This is a genomic window from Longimicrobiales bacterium (assembly GCA_028823235.1).
GTDB lineage: Bacteria > Gemmatimonadota > Gemmatimonadetes > Longimicrobiales > Gaopeijiaceae > UBA2589.
This window is the reverse complement of record JAPKBW010000005.1, coordinates 18,936-36,817: the sequence shown is the minus strand read 5'-3', so window position 1 is coordinate 36,817 and position 17,882 is coordinate 18,936. Positions and strand designations below refer to the sequence as shown.

At 61.4% G+C, this 17,882-nt stretch carries 13 protein-coding genes; 6 read left to right on the top strand and 7 right to left on the bottom strand.

Going from position 1 to position 17,882, the window contains the following annotated elements:
• Nucleotides 1-3 precede the first annotated feature (3 nt).
• Genes OSA81_03975 through OSA81_03965 form a run of 3 tightly spaced genes read left to right on the top strand, consistent with a single transcriptional unit; the run spans nt 4 to nt 4,483 of the window.
• Entirely contained in the window at nt 4-2,706 is a 2,703-nt protein-coding gene (locus OSA81_03975) for a hypothetical protein (GenBank protein MDE0898152.1), read from the top strand.
• Entirely contained in the window at nt 2,703-3,299 is a 597-nt protein-coding gene (locus OSA81_03970) for a peptidylprolyl isomerase (GenBank protein MDE0898151.1), read from the top strand. Before OSA81_03975 ends, OSA81_03970 begins: the two co-directional genes overlap by 4 nt.
• Nucleotides 3,296-4,483 carry a DUF1343 domain-containing protein gene (locus tag OSA81_03965; protein MDE0898150.1) on the top strand — a complete coding sequence of 396 codons (1,188 nt, stop codon included), beginning with the start codon at nt 3,296-3,298 and terminating at the stop codon, nt 4,481-4,483. Before OSA81_03970 ends, OSA81_03965 begins: the two co-directional genes overlap by 4 nt.
• Before the next feature lie 28 nt (nt 4,484-4,511).
• Here the strand turns inward: OSA81_03965 and OSA81_03960 are convergent, their stop codons facing one another.
• The 5 genes from OSA81_03960 to OSA81_03940 form a co-directional block, all read right to left on the bottom strand.
• The gene (locus tag OSA81_03960) at nt 4,512-4,898 is read right to left on the bottom strand and encodes a hypothetical protein (protein MDE0898149.1); all 387 of its coding nucleotides are present in this window, start codon (nt 4,896-4,898) and stop codon (nt 4,512-4,514) included.
• Nucleotides 4,898-5,272: a hypothetical protein gene (locus OSA81_03955; protein ID MDE0898148.1), complete on the bottom strand. Its 375-nt coding sequence runs from the start codon at nt 5,270-5,272 to the stop codon at nt 4,898-4,900. The genes OSA81_03960 and OSA81_03955 overlap by 1 nt, the downstream gene beginning before the upstream one ends.
• Nucleotides 5,273-5,338: 66 nt before the next feature.
• Nucleotides 5,339-6,949, bottom strand: a complete 1,611-nt coding sequence (locus OSA81_03950; protein MDE0898147.1) for a hypothetical protein — start codon at nt 6,947-6,949, stop codon at nt 5,339-5,341.
• Between the two features lie 76 nt (nt 6,950-7,025).
• Nucleotides 7,026-8,504, bottom strand: a complete 1,479-nt coding sequence (locus OSA81_03945; protein MDE0898146.1) for a sodium/solute symporter — start codon at nt 8,502-8,504, stop codon at nt 7,026-7,028.
• Complete coding sequence (locus OSA81_03940; GenBank protein ID MDE0898145.1) at nt 8,501-10,003, bottom strand: acyl-CoA synthetase; 1,503 nt, start codon at nt 10,001-10,003, stop codon at nt 8,501-8,503. The genes OSA81_03945 and OSA81_03940 overlap by 4 nt, the downstream gene beginning before the upstream one ends.
• Before the next feature lie 197 nt (nt 10,004-10,200).
• Between OSA81_03940 and OSA81_03935 the strand changes: the two genes are divergently transcribed.
• Nucleotides 10,201-10,323: a hypothetical protein gene (locus tag OSA81_03935; protein ID MDE0898144.1), complete on the top strand. Its 123-nt coding sequence runs from the start codon at nt 10,201-10,203 to the stop codon at nt 10,321-10,323.
• Nucleotides 10,324-10,332: 9 nt separating this feature from the next.
• A complete protein-coding gene (locus OSA81_03930; protein MDE0898143.1) occupies nt 10,333-13,455 on the top strand; it encodes a glycosyltransferase in 3,123 nt (1,040 codons plus the stop codon).
• Nucleotides 13,456-13,508: 53 nt separating this feature from the next.
• Here OSA81_03930 and OSA81_03925 read toward each other — a convergent pair whose 3' ends face one another.
• Together OSA81_03925 and OSA81_03920 are read right to left on the bottom strand one after the other, a co-directional pair.
• Nucleotides 13,509-14,378 carry a hypothetical protein gene (locus OSA81_03925; GenBank protein ID MDE0898142.1) on the bottom strand — a complete coding sequence of 290 codons (870 nt, stop codon included), beginning with the start codon at nt 14,376-14,378 and terminating at the stop codon, nt 13,509-13,511.
• Between the two features lie 10 nt (nt 14,379-14,388).
• Nucleotides 14,389-15,876 (bottom strand): glycosyltransferase, encoded by a 1,488-nt coding sequence (locus tag OSA81_03920; protein MDE0898141.1) that lies wholly within the window; start codon nt 15,874-15,876, stop codon nt 14,389-14,391.
• 204 nt (nt 15,877-16,080) lie between these two features.
• Here OSA81_03920 and OSA81_03915 point away from each other — a divergent pair, with 204 nt between their 5' ends.
• Nucleotides 16,081-17,865 carry a hypothetical protein gene (locus OSA81_03915; protein MDE0898140.1) on the top strand — a complete coding sequence of 595 codons (1,785 nt, stop codon included), beginning with the start codon at nt 16,081-16,083 and terminating at the stop codon, nt 17,863-17,865.
• Nucleotides 17,866-17,882: the final 17 nt, after the last annotated feature.

Below are 17,882 nucleotides of genomic sequence, written 5' to 3'. Positions count from 1 at the left end.
TCAATGCGACGGCCGACCGCCGGAGAAGCATCCTTTTACCGTGCCTCGCTCGTCACTGCGCTTTTCGTCGTCGTGACCTCACCTGCTGTCGGCCAAGTGGAGCGCATGTCTGCGACCGAGCGGCTGGATCGCTTCGAGTCCCACCGCGCACTGACGGAGGCGTCTCCATTCGGAACCCTGCCCTGGCAGCACCTTGGTCCGACGAACATCAGCGGGCGGGTGACGGATGTCGCCGTTGCCGAGCCCCGGGGCGATACCTACACGATGTACGTGGGGGGCGCTGCCGGCGGCGTCTGGAAGACGAGCAATGAGGGTGTCACATGGGAGAACGTCTTTGATGACCAGGTCACTGCTTCCATCGGGGACATCGCGATTGCCCCATCTGCTCCGTCGCAGGTGTGGGTCGGTACGGGAGAAGCCAACATTTTCCGCAGCTCGCACGCGGGGTCTGGTATATACAAGTCCGAAGACGCAGGCGAGAGCTGGGCGCACATGGGGCTTACGGAAACCCAGACCATTGCCCGGGTCGTCGTGCATCCAACGAATCCCGACGTCGTCTGGGTGGCGGCTGGTGGGCACGAGTATCGGGACAGTCCGGATCGGGGCATCTACAGGACAGCCGATGGTGGGCGAAGCTGGGACAAGGTCCTGTTCGTCGACGAGATGACCGGAGGTATCGACCTCGTAATCCATCCGCAGGATCCAGAGACCCTCTATGCTGCGACATGGCAGCGACGGCGTGCAGCCTTCAACGATCCGCGGAACGAACCGGCGTTCACAGGCTCGGACGAAGACTTCACGGGATCGGGCGTGTGGAAGTCGACGGATGGCGGGTTGAGCTGGAGGGAGGTCAACGAAGGCCTTCCTGCGGCCAGGTATCGCGGGCGTATCGGAATCGACATCGCACGTTCCTCGCCCGAGACGGTGTATGCGTTCGTGGACAACTATGAGATCGCTCGCGAGGCGCCGGCCGGGTCAACCGATGCGTACGGGCGTCCCCGAGGTGGGGTCATCCGCGGGGCCACCGTGTTCCGCTCGGACGATGGCGGGGAGTCATGGCAGCAACGCAGCGAGCAGAACCAGTACATGGAGGGACTCGGCGGGACCTACGGCTGGGTCTTCGGTCAGATTCGGGTCGACCCCAACGATGCTGAGAAGATCTACGTGATGGGCGTGCAGCTCCATGTGTCCGAGGACGGTGGCCGGACGTACCGGCGTCTCCTAGGAATGCACGTGGACCATCACGGCCTCTACATCGATCCGAACAACTCGGATTACATGGTCAACAACAACGACGGGGGCGCCTATGTGTCTTATGACGGAGGCGAGAACTGGAGGTTCTTCGTCGAGCTTCCGATGGTGACCTTCTTCAATGTGAATCATGACCTCGGCTCGCCCTTCAGGGTGTACGGGTCGATTCAGGACCACGGGTCGTATCGTGGCGTCGTCGACCTCAGCGCCGGTCGCCAGGCCATTCCTGCCGTCACCTGGCAGAGCGCCCCGGGCGGTGAGGGGAGCCACCATGCGATCGATCCGCGAGATCCGGCCATCGTTTACTCGACTGGATTCTACGGAAGCCTCAGTCGCACAAACGTCGAGACCAACGAGACGCGATCGATCGTTCCACTGCCGGATCCAGGAGAGCCGCCGCTCCGAGGTCAGTGGCTGGCTCATTTCATTCTCTCCCCGCATGACCCGAACACGTTATACCACGGGATGAACTACGTCTTCAGGTCGACGAATCAGGGCGATGACTGGGAGAGGCTCTCCCCAGATCTGTCGAGCAACGACGTCGACAGAATGGGGGATATCCAGTTCCAGACGATCACTGCGCTGGCTGAGTCACCGCTCACGAGAGGGCTGCTCTACGCAGGGACCGACGACGGTCACGTCCACGTCATGCGGAATCCCGAGACCGAGTGGAAGGAGATCACATCAGGTCTTCACGCAGATCGCTTCACATCGGAGATCGTCGCGTCGGCATACAGCGAGTCGACCGCTTACGTGACGCAAAACGGCCGTCGAAATGATGATTTTGCGGCATACGTCTGGCGGTCCGAGGACTATGGCGAGCACTGGGAAAGCCTGGCGGACGGAGTGCCCTTCGGGCCCGTGAACATTCTGCGAGAGGACCCGAAGAACGCCAACGTTCTCTACCTGGGCACTGACGTTGGGGTCTACGTGTCACTCGATCGAGGAGATAGCTGGCAGGCACTCTCCAACGGTATGCCCAGCACGTATGTGCACGACCTGGTGATTCATCCCGAAGAGGACCTGATGATCGCTGCCACACACGGTCAGGGCATGTTCGCTCTGGATGTGCGTCAGCTTCAGCAACTCACTCCAGAAGTGCTGGCCGAGAGTGTTCATCTCTTCGGAGGAGAGGGAGGTCGCCTTCCCTCCGGGGGCCGCGGCGGATTCGGACGGGGTGCGCCACAGAGTGCATTTGTTCACTACTGGCTGGGAGCCGAAGCTGAGGTCTCGCTTGAGATCCGGGACACGGCGGGCCAGGTCATTAGGACACTCGCGGCGAGCGGCCGCGCCGGACTGAATCGCGTCGAATGGTCCCTCGACCGAGGTGATGGCCAAGGGTCTGGTCGTTTCTCACGGCGTGCATTCGTTCCGGCGGGCACCTACAACGCCGTGCTCCGGGTCGATGGCCACGAGATGGTCACACCGCTCCTTGTTGAGGCGAGCATCCAATGATTCGGTCCCTCTTCCTGGCCGTCGTCGCCGGGGCCAGCGTGTTGAGCCCCGCTGCTGCCCAGAATGAAGGAACGGTCGTCAGGGTCCAGATCGAGACCTCTCTCGGAATGATTCACGCTGAGGTGTATCCTGATCACGCCCCGGTCACCGTCGAAAATTTCCTCACCTATGTCGATGACGCGCTGTTCGATGGAGGATCCTTCTTCCGCGCGGTGAGAATGGACAATCAGCCCAACGATTCGGTGCGGATCGAGGTGATTCAGGGTGGGCCGAATGGCCCTGCGACCCGAGGACGACTCCGGGACCCGATCGCGCTCGAGCGCACGAGTGACACCGGGCTCCGTCACACGGACGGGGCGCTTTCCATGGCGCGTGCCGGCCCTGATACCGCTCGTTCGCAGTTCTTTGTGTGTATCGGTGAGCAACCCTCGCTCGACTTTGCGGGTCACAGAAATCTCGACGGTCAGGGCTTTGCCGTCTTCGGTCGAGTGACAGAGGGAATGGATATCGTTCGACAAATCCAGGCCGGGGCCATCGAAGGACAGCGCCTGATCGAGCCGGTCCAAATTGAATCGATCCGGCGTCTATCGTGACTAGGGCCAAAGTGCGCCACGGCGTGGATCGCGTTCTCTCCGACGGAGCGAGCCTGCGCGATCTGAAGCTCGGACTCGTGCTCCATCCGGCGTCCGTGACGTCGGAGTTGGCCTTCTCGGTCGATGCACTTTCGGCGTCGGGTTTCGAGATCGACCGACTATTTGGCCCCCAGCACGGCGCCCGAGGTGAGAAGCAGGACAATATGATCGAGTCCGATCATTACCGAGATCCAGTGACGGATCTGCCGGTGCACTCTCTCTATAGCAAAGTGCGTAAGCCGTCATCGGAGATGCTGGACGGACTCGATGCACTCATCTTCGATCTGCAGGACGTAGGGGTGCGCGTGTACACGTTTGTCTGGACCATGGCGCTAGCGATGGAAGCGTGTGCCGAGGCGGGTGTGCGCTTCGTCGTACTCGATCGTCCGAACCCCATTGGAGGGATCGTTCGAGAGGGGGCCATCTTGCGACCAGGCTTTGAGTCGTTCGTGGGGCTCCACCCCATTCCACTGCGTCACGCGCTCACCGCCGGTGAACTGGCCCGATGGTTGAATGAGGAGCGTGGCATAGGCTGCGAACTGGAGGTCGTGACGTGCGAGGGGTGGCGTCGATGGATGCACTGGACGGACACAGGGCTGCCTTGGGTGCTTCCGAGTCCGAACTTGCCGACACCTGACTCCTGCGACGTGTATCCAGGGATGGTTCTGGTAGAGGGTACCAATCTGTCAGAGGGGCGCGGCACGACCCGCCCGTTTGAACTATTCGGAGCACCTTATCTGAATCCCCAGGCTCTCGCGGCTGAGCTTCAGGACCAATCTGGCAGTCACTTGGGTGCGGGAGTCGTTCTGCGGCCGGCTCATTTTGAACCGACCTTCCAGAAGTACGCAGGCAAAGTGTGTGGAGGAGGCCAGCTCCATGTTACCGATCGCGATTCGTTCCGTTCGGTTCGCGCGACCGTGGCCCTCTTTTCTGCGTGCCGTCGCCTGGCGGGCGATGCGTTTGCCTGGCGGTCCCCCCCGTACGAATACGAAGAAGTGACCCCCCCGATCGATATCTTGTGGGGCAACGATGGGCTGCGACTCGGAATCGATGCGGGGGCTTCGGTCGACGACATCTTCGCTGGGGTGGAGACTGAAATCGAGGCGTTTGAAGCCTCGGTCGAGCCCTACTTGCTGTATGACTGACTTGTCGTACGACTGACCTTGCGAGTGCCTAGCCCCGTCGACAGGTCGTGTCTGAAAAGACAACCGCGATTTGAAGTTCGAGAATGTCTCCTGGGTCCACGAGCATCTCGGGGGTCGTACACCTCGGGCCCGCTACCATGTCGATGACGATCTGAAGCGGGTCGTGTCCCGGCCAGTCCAGGGTGAATTCGGCATCTTGCTTCCCCGTGACTGTCCCCAGTGCCTTCCGCGTGCCGTGGCGCTCCGCATACAGCCGTACATCGGAGAAATTCCGATTCTGGACGAGCAGTTGGACCGTACTCGGCCGAGCTTCGACAAAAGGCCGTGGTGCATCGCTCCTTTTCGGGGAAGCGCACGCAGCCAAGGTTACAATGAGCGCCGCGCAAAGAACCGCAGCAATTTGTGGGATCCTCATCATCGCCTCCCGACCCTGCATGGCTGATTCCCTACAGCAGTTGGTATGGCGATCCACACCACTGCGTTCCGATCTACCGGGATGCTGGCGGTCGTGCAGGCTCGACCACCGGTGACATCAATGTCGAACTGAATGGGCAGTGCCACGTTCCATCCGACCGTGAAAGTCTTATCGGTCTTGCCCGTCACTTGGCCAAGTCGGAGGCGGCGGCCCGTGCGGCTGGTCCAGACCGTTACGTCATTGAAATTGCGGTTCTGGACCTCGATGCGAATCGGATTGTCGGTGGCGTTAGAGCCCGCTACCGCGGGGCCATCGAATGGGTTTCGCACTGTGTTCCCTACCCCACACGCGTGAGACACTAATGAAAATGCCACTAATGCCAGCACTCGAATCATCAGGATCGCCGGGTCTCCTCTGCATCAGCGGTCGAGAATACGATGTCACCCATAGAGGTCCTGCGCTTGATCAGCGGTTAGTAGTCGGGTTTTATCGCGATTCCTCAATTGCTCGTCGAAATCGACAAGCGAGAAGTCGTCCTCGAACGAGACGCGATCCAAGCTGGGCAGGTTGCGATCAAGCGACACGTCGAGCTCGAGGAGGGTTTGGTCGAACAGAGCTAGGTCGCGCTGTCCCTCGGTCTCCTCTGTATCAGCGGTCGAGAATACGATGTCACCGATACTTTTCCGCTCTAGGCGTAGTTTGCTTCGTAGGGCTTCGCTGGCAGCGAATTGGGCACGTATCTCACCGAATGTGTATTGGAGTGCGCCCTTGTCATCCGTGGAGACATTGGCATCCACTTCTGCTGTGATCGAGCGGAGCACCGACGTGGCTTCGGCCTCGGAAACGGACCGAACCGGCAGGCGACTCTTGAGGAAACTGAACACCTCGGACTCACGAACCGGCTTGTCTCCGTCCAGCGCTCTGCCGTAGATCAGGCCGACCAGCAGGCGACGCACGTTTCGAAGCCGCCGTCGCCGGTTCTCCAGTACCACCCCAGTCATACGCATGAGCGGCCCCGCAAAGAACAGAAAGCTGTAGCCGACAGGAACCAAGACTAGGGCGACGAATGCTTCTGGGCCGCCGATACCTAAGCGCGGAAATATGAACAACGGTGCGCTGGCGGCGGCCGCGAGCGTGAAGCTGTTCATACCGGCGACCATAGCATTTGATCTCGCAGTGTTGCCTGTAAGCTCTTGGGGGTGTTCGAGCCGCAACCAGGCGGGATTCGGCTCCCGAGCCGGGCGACGGTCGTCGACCGACGCCATGATGCCCGGGAAGACGTAGACCACCTCACCATTCGGTGACGCGAGCGGCTCACCGTCATAGGCGCCGACCATCCGGGCCAGATCGCTTTCTGCCTCGTCGAAGGTCGAACCCGTGTGCTCTACCAACTCTGCGGTCGTGAGCACGCCATGCCGTGCACGTATCAGCCTGAGCTTGGCGCGGTCGAGCTGCTGCTGGGTAGGCGTCGGGCGATCGGGCCCAAAGACAAATGCGAAGACCTTCTTGTAGAACGGCACTCTATCTTCCTTGTCGAGTGTGCTCTCCCATCTGTGCCCGTAATAGGGTCTGTCGACCCGCCAGCGGGGTCCCCAGATCCAGTAGAAGGAGTGTAAGCCCATGCCGTGTCCTCCTCCTCCTCCTCCTCCGAAGCCCCCGCTCCCCCGGTTGTTCGACCCGCGTCCCCCACCCCTCGTAAGCGCCATGATCATGAGGACCACAAAAATTACGAAGTAGACGACGAGCATCGTTACGATCGAAACCTTGAACGCGACGTGCACAGCCCGTTTGAAGCTTCCCGCAATCCGCGACAGGACGGGCTCAGTGCCGCGTTCGATCAGTTTGGGGTCAAACTCGTATACGAGTTCGCCCGAGTCAGCGACGGCGAGATGCCCTCGATGAGTCTCGAGAAGGGCCTTCAGGCCAGCCCGGGCGGGTTCAGCGCCGAGGCCGGAATCTGCCATGACATCGCCTACGGTACCACGACCCTTTAGTCGTCGTAGTGAGGCCAGAATCGTGGATTGCTGATCAGCGAGTGCGAGCGTGCTCACGGTGCATCCGGGAAGTTCGGCGGTGTCGCGACAGAGCTACCTGCTACCTGCGAAAACTGCTTCGGGGTCCCGGACCTCATGGTCGAGCTCCAGCTTCATCCAACAGCTGCGCGACCTGATCGTTCGCGCCGTCTTCTCCCGAGATTGAGAGGCCGACATATGCCGCAGTCGAAAGGAGCATGGCCGGGAAGATCTGGTGGATCACCTCCGAACCCGGAAGGAACGTCCATCCAAGGAGTACAACGATCCCAACGATGAACGAAGCAATCACGGCCTGCCCGTTTCCGCGCTTCCAGTGCAGCCCCAGGACGAGCGCTGGGAAGAAACACGCACCGTAGAGAGCGCCGCTGAAGGCTGTCAGTTCGACGATGCCTCCCGGTGGGTTCAGCGAGATCAGCATCGTGATGAATGCGAAGAGTGCGACCCAGCCCTTCGTCCAGAACATCTCCTGAGCCTCTGTTCGCCCCGGCCGCACGACGGACACCACGTCGCGCTCGGTGGTCGACGCCATGACCAACAGAACGCTGTCGAGGGAGGACATGGCAGCCGCGACCATAGCGACGAGAAGGAATGAACTCGTGCCCTGCCCGAAGACCTCGGAGAGGAGGGTGGGCACCACCAGATCGGTATCCTCGATCCCCGTCGGGAAGATTTTTCGTGCGTAAATGCCAACGGGAATGAGGAGAGAGAAAACTCCGGCGAACGTGAGTGACGAGACCCACATCCCGGTACGCATGGCTTTCTCCCCTTCCAGGGCGAAGAAGCGCGACAGCTGTCGGGGCTCCACCGCGAACTTCACGAGCCCGGCGACCATGGTGCCAATGAGAAGCGGAATCGTGACGCCGCCTCCCCAAGTGAAGAGCTCCTCCCCACCGGGCTGATTTCTGACCTCCAGCGCGGAGGCGAAACCACCGGCTGCGTCCACAGTTCCGAAGAAGAGTAGGAGCGCTGCGAATATCATGACCACGCCCTGGACCGCATCTGTCTTCACCACACTGATGAAGCCGCCGATCATCGTGTAGGTCATGACCACGAAGAAGACGATGACGATGGAGACCTTGTAGGGGATCTCGAGAAAGACCTCGAGAAGGTTGCCAATCCCCTTGAAGACGGCGGTCATGTAGAAGAACGAAGCCGCGATCACGATGAGGGCGGCGAAGACCCGTGCCGGGGTGCTCCCGAAGCGGAAGCCAATGAAGTCCGGGATCGTGAGCGAGTCCATCGCCGCAGTGAAGCTCCGAAGTCGTGGTGCGACTACGATCCACGAGAACAGGCTGAAGGCGACGGCGGTGGGAATGAAGAGGAGCCATGGCAGGCCCCACGCATAGGTGCGACCGCTAAAGCCCACAAATGAGTTTGTGCTGGCATAGGTGGCGAAGAACGAGAGACCGATGGTCCAGCCACCCATGTTGCGCCCACCGACGTAGTAGTCGGCCAGGTTCTTGGTTTCTTTTTTCCCGGTCCACGCATGATGCGCGAGCATGACCGAATAGAGCACGAGGAGGGTGTAAACCATCCAGTACTCACGCAGGTTTGCCAGAACGGCTTCGATCATTCGTCGTTTTCCGGAGCAAAGAGGTCACGCACCGCGGGTTTGGTCACTTTCCCCATGGCGTTGCGTGGGAGGCCGTCCACGAGTTGAACGTCCTTGGGCACTTTGTAGGGTGCGAGGCGGCTCTTCGCAAATGATCGAAGTTCCTCAGGGGTGATCGTGGCCTGATCGGTCAACACCACCGCCACGCAGACCCGGTCGCCCCAGTCTACGTCAGGGATGCCCACCACCGCGCAATCGGACACCGCATCGTGGGAGCGGAGAACTTCTTCGATCTCAAGTGCTGAGATCTTTTCTCCACCCGTTTTCAGGATATCGACGCTGCTCCGTCCCAGAATACGCCAGGCGCCGTCCTCAACTACTGCCTGGTCGCCGGTTCTGAACCAGCCGTCGGCGGTGAAGGCATCGTTCGTTTCTTCTGGACGACGCCAGTACTCCGAAAATATGGCCGGGCCACGGATCTGAATGTGGCCGGAGGCGCCGTCCTCCACCGGTTGCTCGTCATCGTCCACGAGTCGAGCCGCGACCTGCGGAAGCGGCGTTCCGACGTACCCCGGCCGACGCTCACCCTCAAGTGGGTTCGAAAGTCCCATCCCGATTTCGGTCATTCCGTAACGCTCCAGGAGCCGATGTTGCGTCAGCGTCTCCCAGCGTTCAAACGTCGGGACGGGCAATGCAGCCGATCCCGATACCATCAAGCGGCACGCGCGCGCGCCAGCCGTCCAGGCCTCCCGTGTATTGAGGTCCGCAGCATCCCATGCGTCGATAAGACGTCGGTACACGGTGGGGACCGCCATGTAGAGCGTCGCATCTGCCCGAGCCAGGCGCTCCCATACGTCGATCGCCCGGAACCTGGGCAGCACCTCACACGTGGCGCCGTTCCAGAGCGCGGAGCAGAGCACGTTCACGATGCCATGCACGTGATGGAGCGGGAGATGCAGAATGATGTGGTCGTCCTCCTGCCATCCCCACGCCTCGCTCAGCGACTCGATCTGAGCACGAACATTCGAGTGACTTAGGACGACTCCTTTCGGTCGGCCTGTCGTGCCCGATGTGTAAAGCATCAACGCGGGTCGAGACTCGTCGACCCGCGGTAGGGGGGCCGCGGCTCCTTCCGCGAGCAGGGCCGGCGTCTGAAGTACAGGGAGGCGTCGCTCGGCGGCCACGGCCTCCACGCGGCCGAGCAGCGTTGGGTGAACGATCATCGCCTCGGGTTCGGCGTCGTCAAGGACGTGTCTCAGTTCCGCGGGCGGGTGTGAAGTCGCGAGGGGTACAGCCAGACCACCCGCGCGCCAGATGCTCCACTGCGCGACTGTGTGGTCCCAGCCCGGGGGAACCAGGTAGCAGACCCGCGCTCCAGCCAAGTCGTCCCTTCCAGCGAGCAGTCGGGTTGCCGCTGCACCCGACACCCTCAGCAAGTCGTCGTAAGAGAACGCCCCCTCGGGAGCGAGGAGGGCTGTACGGTCGGGGTAGCGTCCGGCTCGCTCGACGAGTTCTATCACGTGCGTAGGAGCGTCTATGGGGTCGAGAGTTGTCGTACGGCAGGCGGCCACCGGAAACAAACGTTGTCCCCGATCAGATCGCAAGCGGGAATGGGCTTGTGGCCCGAGTCCTGCAAGGTTTAGGGTCGTGTTCTGATTCTCGACCGGGCCCACCAGCGAAGCTCCCGCCTAAGCCGCGGACCCCAGAAAGGAATTGCATGAAAATTCCGCACTTTTCGCATGTTCGTGAACATCTGGAGCACGTCCGCGATGGCTATTCGTTCATTCCCGACCCCGAGTCGATCTACCTCGGCAGAGAAGGTCTCATCCCGGTTGGATAGGGAGCTAACGTGAACACTCTCCTGGACAGGTTGGCGGCTGCTGCTAGCGGAGCACGGCGCCGGGCAGTGATTCTCTCGGCTAATCCCATGCATGACACGGGGGGAGGTCAGCGGAGCGCCCAACTCGCTCTGGAACTCGTGGCCCGAGACTACGCTGTGGTCTTCGTCAGTCACGGTCGAGTCACAGAGACGGTCGACCTCGCTCTCTGCTATGAGCAGCCTCGCCTGGTCGAGATGAGCCTGGATACTGCGCTTGACCCGGATGTGGTCTCAGCCCTCAACACGTTCGTATCTGAGCCCGGGTCACTGGTGATCACGCAGGTCCCCGTCCGCGAGTGGACTCCCTTCGTTCTTACGGCTCGGGAGAAGGGCGCGGCCACGGTGTACGACTGCATTGATCGTTGGGACTCGGAGCTGGGGTGGGGCTGGTATCAGTCTGAGAATGAGGCGGAGTTGGCACGCGACTCCGAGTACCTGGTGGCTTCGGCATACGAGCTGGTCGATCACATCGAGCGCCTGAGTGGTCGTGAGACAGAGTTGCTTCCCAATGCCTTCAACGCGCGCCTGTTCACCAAGGAGGCCCTCCGTGCCGAGCGCCCGGATGACCTTCCCGAGGCAGAGCGAATCGCCCTGTATGTGGGAGCACTTTGGGGAAGCTGGCTCGACTGGGACCTAGTCAAACGCTCGGCCCAGGCGCATCCGAGGACTGCCTTCGTCTTTGTCGGAGACCGTAGACGCGAAGGACGAGGCTTGCCTGCGAACTGTCACTTTTTGGGACTCAAGCCGCAGACCGATCTCCCTTCCTACCTCGGTCACGCAGATCTGGCCTTTCTCCCGTGGCGTGTGAGCGACGTCACGAGAGCTACGAGTCCGTTGAAGATCTACGAATTCGTTGCCGCAGGCCTGCCGGTCGCAGGTCCCGACATAGAGCCTCTGCGAGGCATCCCGGGGGTACGTCGAGCCACCGATGAGATGGATTTTGTCGATTTGGTCGGTCGTGTGCGGAGGTCGACGACGACCCCTGCCGTGGCGACTAAAATGCACAGATTCTCGGCCGCAAATTCTTGGGGCGCTCGTGTCGAACGGATTCTGGAGATGACGGAACACCGCGTCGTCGAGGCACCCGCAGTCCACACCGGGGCGACACTCTCTGCCGTGATTCCTCTGTACAACCATGAGCGATGGATCGGCGAGGCGATCGACAGTGTTCGCGATCAGACACTGCCGGCCAGCGAGCTGATCGTAGTGGACGATGGCTCGCTGGACTCCAGCCGAGACGTCCTTGAGGCTCATCGATTCACTGGGCTCCGAAGTATTTATCAGGAAAATCGAGGCGCCCACTTCGCGCTCAACCGTGCGATCGCGCTGAGCAAGGGCGACTACATTGCGGTCCTGAACTCCGACGATGCGTTCGAGCCCGAACGGCTCGAGCATGCCTGGGGAGTCACACGTGCCACAGGTGCGGCTCTGTTGTGTGGTTCTGTCCGTCTCGTCGGCGCGGACGGAGCCGGGGTCGATCCGGCCCATCCGATCTCTCGCTGGTACCGCGAGGCCCGGGAGCTCGCGCAGACCGCCCCTTCATTCGCCGCGGCGTTGAAGAAACACAACGTGGCAGTGACCACCTCCAATTTTTTCTTCCATCGTGCGCTTTGGGAAGCACTCGGAGGCTTTGCTGCGTACCGGTACACGCATGACTACGACTTTCTTCTGCGGGCCATGCAGCTGTGCCCCGAGCGAGTTGTATACGAAGACTCGCTGACCGACGTGCGCTACCGAGTTCATGCTTCGAACACGATTTTGGAGAGTCAGGCCCGAGGCGACGAAGAGCGGCGGGAGATGTTCCGGGCTGTGGCTCAGTCGGGTCGAGGCATCATGAGTCGAGTGGGGCGCCGCGCGTCCGCTCGAGCCATCGGTGTGGCAGTGGAGAAAAATTCTCTACTAAGCCTTCCGCGATACACGGATGCAAGTGTACCCAAGCCTGCACTTAGGGCGGGCATCGTCGTGCGTTCCTTGGGGACAGGGGGGCTGGAGGAAGTGGTCGCCTTACTAGCCCAGGCCCTGCCGGCGGCGGGGGTGTCGGCGTCGTTGCTTTGCTCCCACGAAGGCGGGCCGATCGCGGATCGTCTGACCAACGCCGGCGTCGATGTCACGATAGGAGGAGGGCGAGCGTCCTCGTGTGCGGAATGGGCGAAGAGTAGGAATCTGGATGTGGTTTCGAGCCACTTCGCACCGCTCGAGACCGTCAGCGCCCTAGCGGACACAGGCGTGCCCGTGGTCGAGACTATTCAGAACACCTATGCGTGGTTCCGGGACTCGGAGTGGCAGGAGGAACGACGTCGTATCGATCGGCTCGCAGGAGTCGTGGCCGTGAGTGAGGGAGTCGCGGAGTACTATCAGCGACACACCGATCGTCAATCGCTCCGGGTGATCCCCAATGCGATCCATCCAGGGCGAGTCGCTTCGGCGCCCCGAGCGTTCGCCCGCCGCCGGTATGGATTGTCGCCGGACGACGTGGTGTTTTGCTCGATCGGCCGGGTGACGGAGCAGAAGAATCCATTTGGCTTGCTGGCCGGCTTCGAGCAGGCAGTCGTACGATCTCCCGGGCTCCTCCTCCTCTTGGTTGGACCCGACGACAAGAGCGCTCGAGTTAACACACTCAAGCGCCGGTTCCCGGACCTGTTCTCGTCAGGCGCTGTCCGTCACATCGGTCCGGTCGAGGATGTCGGGACTGTGTTGTCAGCAGCCGACGGCTTCGTGTCCAATTCCTTCTACGAAGGCTGGAGCGTGGCCGCGTCCGAGGCGGCGTGGTCAGGACTGCCGCTCGTCCTTAGCGAGACGGGCGGAAGTGCTGAACTGGTTGGTGAGCATGGGGAGCGTGGCATTCTCGTGCCCAATCCGTGCGGCTCGTTGTTCGACGTGACACAGGACACCATGCGTGACCCGTCCTCTCTGGCAGGAGAGGTGAATGAGGCCGCGGTCGCGGACGCGCTGGTTGGAATCGCTGAGGCTGCCTCGGCCTGGAAGGAGCGGCGACCAGGGATCTGTTCCTTTGCCAGGGAGAGCCTCGGCCCTTCACGGATCGCAGCGCAGTATGCCGAATGCTTTCGAGAGGTGGTGGGTCGCGGGGCGTGATTAAGAACGCTCGGCCCGCTGTATGATCCACTCGTGGGCCTAGGACCAGTCCCCTACCACCACCCCAACCGCTCAGCCCACGCACGGCGCCGTTTCATCGCTTCGAGCTTCACGACTTCCGCCCGCCAAACCTCTTCCGACCGGTCAATTGCGATGCCTGCCGATTCTCGTCGCGTGTGCATGTCGGTGAGGAGCTGCTCCAGCAGATCTGGCCTCGGCGGCCAGATGAAGTGGAGGAGTGGCTTTGTCGGTGCGGCGAGGTCGATGCCCTCGAACTCCGGAGGCCAGTATATGGGGTGGGGGAGCGGGATCGTCCCGAGGTCCCGCCGGCCACCGACGATCCCAAACGCAATCTCGTCCCCAAGCCAACGCCCGAGTAGGATCGACCATTTCAGTCGGGGCTGAGCTTCCTCTAGGAAACACCGACGACAATCCTCCATGACGTCGAGGGCCACCTCGCGACGGAAGCTGAAGATACCACTGTTCGTTTTCAGGTAACGGTCGAGTCCGAACTGCGTCATGAGGCGACGCGTGGAGAACCCATGGTGGTTCTCGTCATCATCGCGAGTCAGCTGCTCACCCAGCATCGCCATGCCGTGTTCCCGGAGAGGATCGAACAGATGGTCGAGCGATCCCAGGACGATGCAGTCGGCGTCCAGGAAGACCGTCTCTTCGAATGGACTCGCCTCCGCGGCACCGTACTTCCGAACTCGACCCGCGAGAAATCGTGGGTGGACCTTGGTGACCGCATCGAAGACCCCGGCGTACTCGTCTCTCACGGTGCCCGCGAGGCCCTCGTCACATGCTAGGCCGATCGGGTACGTCGTGTGCTCTCGAAGAGAGAGAGCCATGTCCACGGCCATCTCGAGGAAGCCCCGGGGGCCGGTCGCCATCGTCAGGTAGCCGCGCGGCTGTAGCGTCATAAGACGGCGGTCAGGCGGACCGAGTCGCGACCTGTTGCTGAACCATCAGTCCGAGCGAAAGCGCCCAGAAAATCATCGCGACGGACCAGAATCCCTGGCCCTGCTGGACGAGAAATACTGCGCCGGCGACGCAATATCCCATGACCAACAGCTCGAGGAAGAAGGTCCAGTGGAGCGGACTTGAATAAGGAAGATCGGCACCCAGTTCGCTGAGGGATTCGTCCTCATTCACGGTTGCCAGCTTTGGGGTCCGCACGAACTCGCCCCCGTTTGAAAGGAAGCCCTGAACCTGTCCCACGGTGTTGTTCACCATCAGGCCCATTCCCACCAATACGCCCATGAACACTTCGAAGAGGGCGCCGGACCGCCACTCCGGCTCACGTTCGCGAATCGTCAGAAGGAAACTGAAGACCGCCGCGACGATTCCCAGTGACATCATTCCCTGGAGCACCCAGAACAGCCCCCGGTTCACATGGATCACGGCCCAGGGCCACAGGAGCAACGAGGCCAGCAGCAGGGGATGGATCGCGTACCCTGCCAGCATGAAGGCCTCGTCCAACTTGTCCTCGACGACATCTCCGGCGCTCATCACTTGGCGCGTCAGTTTTCTGAAGCACTGAGCGTTGCCCTTCGACCAGCGTCTCTGCTGCAGCTTTAGGGCACGCATGTGCCCGGGCAGCTCGTTGAAGACCTTCACGTCGTGACGGTAACGTCCCTTCCATCCGGCCAGGGCCGTTCGGTAGCTCAGGTCCAGGTCTTCGGTCAGGGTGTCTGCCGCCCATCCGCCGGCATCGTCGATCGCCGCTCTGCGCCAAACTCCACCCGAGCCATTGAAGGTCGTGACGTTCCCGATCCAGGCCCTGACTGGCTTCTGGATCTGGAAGTGTCGATCGAGTAGTAGCGCGAGGACAGATGGCAGCCATCCTTCTGTTTCTGCCGCCCCCCATGCCCAGCGTGCCTGGACGAACGCGACCTTGGGATCATCGAACGGGGCGTCATCGATGAGGAGTCGTGCCAGGAATCTCGGTTCTGGAGCGAAGTCTGCGTCGAACACGGCGACGAAGTCTGCCTCAGAATGCTGAAGCCCCACTGCGAGTGCTCCGGCCTTGTAGCCGACTCGGTCTTCGCGATGCAGGTGCTCGATCTGGATCCCTTCCGCGCGCACCTCTTCAACGACCTTTGCCACGATCGCCGTCGTTTCATCAGTGGAGTCGTCAAGGACCTGGATGTCGAGGCGATCCCTCGGGTAGTCCTGGTCTGCCGCCGCACGGATAATTCGACTCGCGGCCGTCCGCTCATTGTACAGAGGCAACTGGATTGTGACTGGCGGGGCCTTGCGGTCGTCACTAGAGGTTGAAGCGCTTCCGCGGGAAGTTGTCCCCGCACGGATCTCATTACGGTTACGAAGAAAACGGATGAGCATCCGCAACTCTACGGCGGCAAACGCTGCTCCAAAGAGGGCGGCGAGGCCGTACAGCGCAGTAATCAGTTGGGGCATCAGGCTGAGGCAGGGTGTGACTAGGCACAACACAGGAAGCCAAAAACGGTATGCAAATTCGGAGATTGATGGCACCCCCTGGTTTTCAGGCGACGATGTGGACTGGCCTAGCCACCTCACGGGCCTATCGCTTCAACCCCAATCAGACGGCTACTTTTCAACTCTGAATCGTGCTCTTCTGGAGGATCCATCGAGGCACCCGACTTGATCGAGAGATACCGCGCCTTGCGCCGTCCGGCCTGGCTGGCTGGTACGTGGGTGGTCGCGATGCTGTTAGCACTCCCGAAGCCGGCCGCGGCCCAGGAGCTTCAACCCACCCCCGTGCAGTGCATGGACGGCATTGTCACGTCCGTCGACCTGGCTCGGGCTGACGTCTTCGATCCGGAGTCCACTAAGGTCGGAGCGCTGGCGTGGACGTACAGGTTCATGAATTTGCTCCACGTCCGTACCGCCCCACGGTTCATCCGGAGCGAATTGCTGTTCGAGGTGGGAGACTGTTTCGATCCGTTCCTGGTCGGAGAATCCGAACGGCTCCTCGACAGCTACGGTTTTCTCGCCGGCGCCCGGATCACCAGCGAAGACGATGGCAGCGGCGGACGGGCCGTCCTGGTCGAGACACAGGATGAATGGTCGACCCAGGTCGATGTCGGCGTCACCTATGACGACGCGAGTCTGAATCTTGAAAAATTATCAATTGCCGAGAAGAACTTCCTTGGCCAGGGCATCGTTGCCGAGTTCAGTCATCGCGAGCGGCGGGAGACTCGAGCCCAGTCGGTCCGTCTGTCGACTCCACGTTTCTTCGGCCGGGCGGATGCCAGTATTCGGTGGGGGAGGGATCGACCCGGCCAGGTTTTTGATCAATTCGTCCGTTATCCGTTCATCGGAGAGACGGGTCGGTTCTCGATCCGACAGGGCTACTCGAAGGGGACTCGGTTCTTCGCGTACTCGACCGACGGACAGGAGACCTATAGCCAGGTCCTCGTCCCTTCGTTTCGCGAGATCGTCGAGCTCTCGGCAGCGCGGCGTTTTGGATCACCTGGACAGAGCATCATTGCCGGCATCACGCTAATGCGAGATGTGATTCGCTTCCCCGGCACGCCTCAGGTCGTAGTTGAGGATGATTTCGAGGGGCTTCAGGACTTCCCCGGCCAGCTTCCATCGCTGCTCTCCGATCATCTTCAGGAGTCCGGAGCCACTCGCGTGTCGCTGCATGTTGGTACCACTCGCCTGCGCTTTCAGGAGTACGAAGGCATCGACGGGCTTCGAGATCGTGGACTCATCGGGCTTGGCTTCGTCGCGGGCGTCTCTATCGGCACCGGCCTCGCGCTTCTCGTCCCGAACGACGTGCAGGGCACCGAGGACTTTTTCGGCCGCGCCTACGGAAGCTTCACGGCACCACTAGGGTCGTCGTTCTTTCACGGGGGTGTGAACGTCGAGACTCGACGGGATGACGGTGCCTGGAAGGACGTCCTCGGTGATGCGAGCCTGGTAGGTTATGTCCGGTCCGAGAACTTTCGGAGCCACACGCTTTTTCTTCGCGCGACGGTAGCAGGCGGCTGGAATACCACGCTTCCCTTCCAGTTGAATCTAGGCGGCAGGGAAGGGGTGCGGTCCCTCGTCGAGGACCAGTTCCCCGGCGGACGAATGGCTCGCTTTGTGGTTGAGGAGCGAATCCTTTTCCCTTGGCCGAGCCGCGGCGCTGCCGATCTCGGCATGACACTATTCGGAGATCTGGGACGTGTCTGGCAAGGCGATGCGCCGTATGGGGTCGAGTCCGGCTGGAAGGCTGCAGTAGGCTTCGGTCTCCGGATCGGACTGCCGGCCAACACGCGTCATGTCTGGCGGACTGACATCGCTTTCCCGGTCGGTCCCACGGGAGGTAGTCCGATTTTTCGCGTCACCCTCGAGCTGAATCGGATGCGTGCCGGATTCTACACGCCCGACGTACTAAGGAGTCGGCGCTTCGACCTTGGCGCCGCCAACTTCTAGCGGCGAAACCGGAAGAG

Coding starts and splice junctions, on each gene's coding strand:
- OSA81_03970 (MDE0898151.1), top strand. CDS start 2,703: ATGATTCGGTCCCTCTTCCTGGCCGTCGTCGCCGGGGCCAGCGTGTTG.
- OSA81_03975 (MDE0898152.1), top strand. CDS start 4: ATGCGACGGCCGACCGCCGGAGAAGCATCCTTTTACCGTGCCTCGCTC.
- OSA81_03935 (MDE0898144.1), top strand. CDS start 10,201: ATGAAAATTCCGCACTTTTCGCATGTTCGTGAACATCTGGAGCACGTC.
- OSA81_03925 (MDE0898142.1), bottom strand. CDS start 14,378: ATGACGCTACAGCCGCGCGGCTACCTGACGATGGCGACCGGCCCCCGG.
- OSA81_03945 (MDE0898146.1), bottom strand. CDS start 8,504: ATGATCGAAGCCGTTCTGGCAAACCTGCGTGAGTACTGGATGGTTTAC.
- OSA81_03920 (MDE0898141.1), bottom strand. CDS start 15,876: ATGCCCCAACTGATTACTGCGCTGTACGGCCTCGCCGCCCTCTTTGGA.
- OSA81_03960 (MDE0898149.1), bottom strand. CDS start 4,898: ATGAGGATCCCACAAATTGCTGCGGTTCTTTGCGCGGCGCTCATTGTA.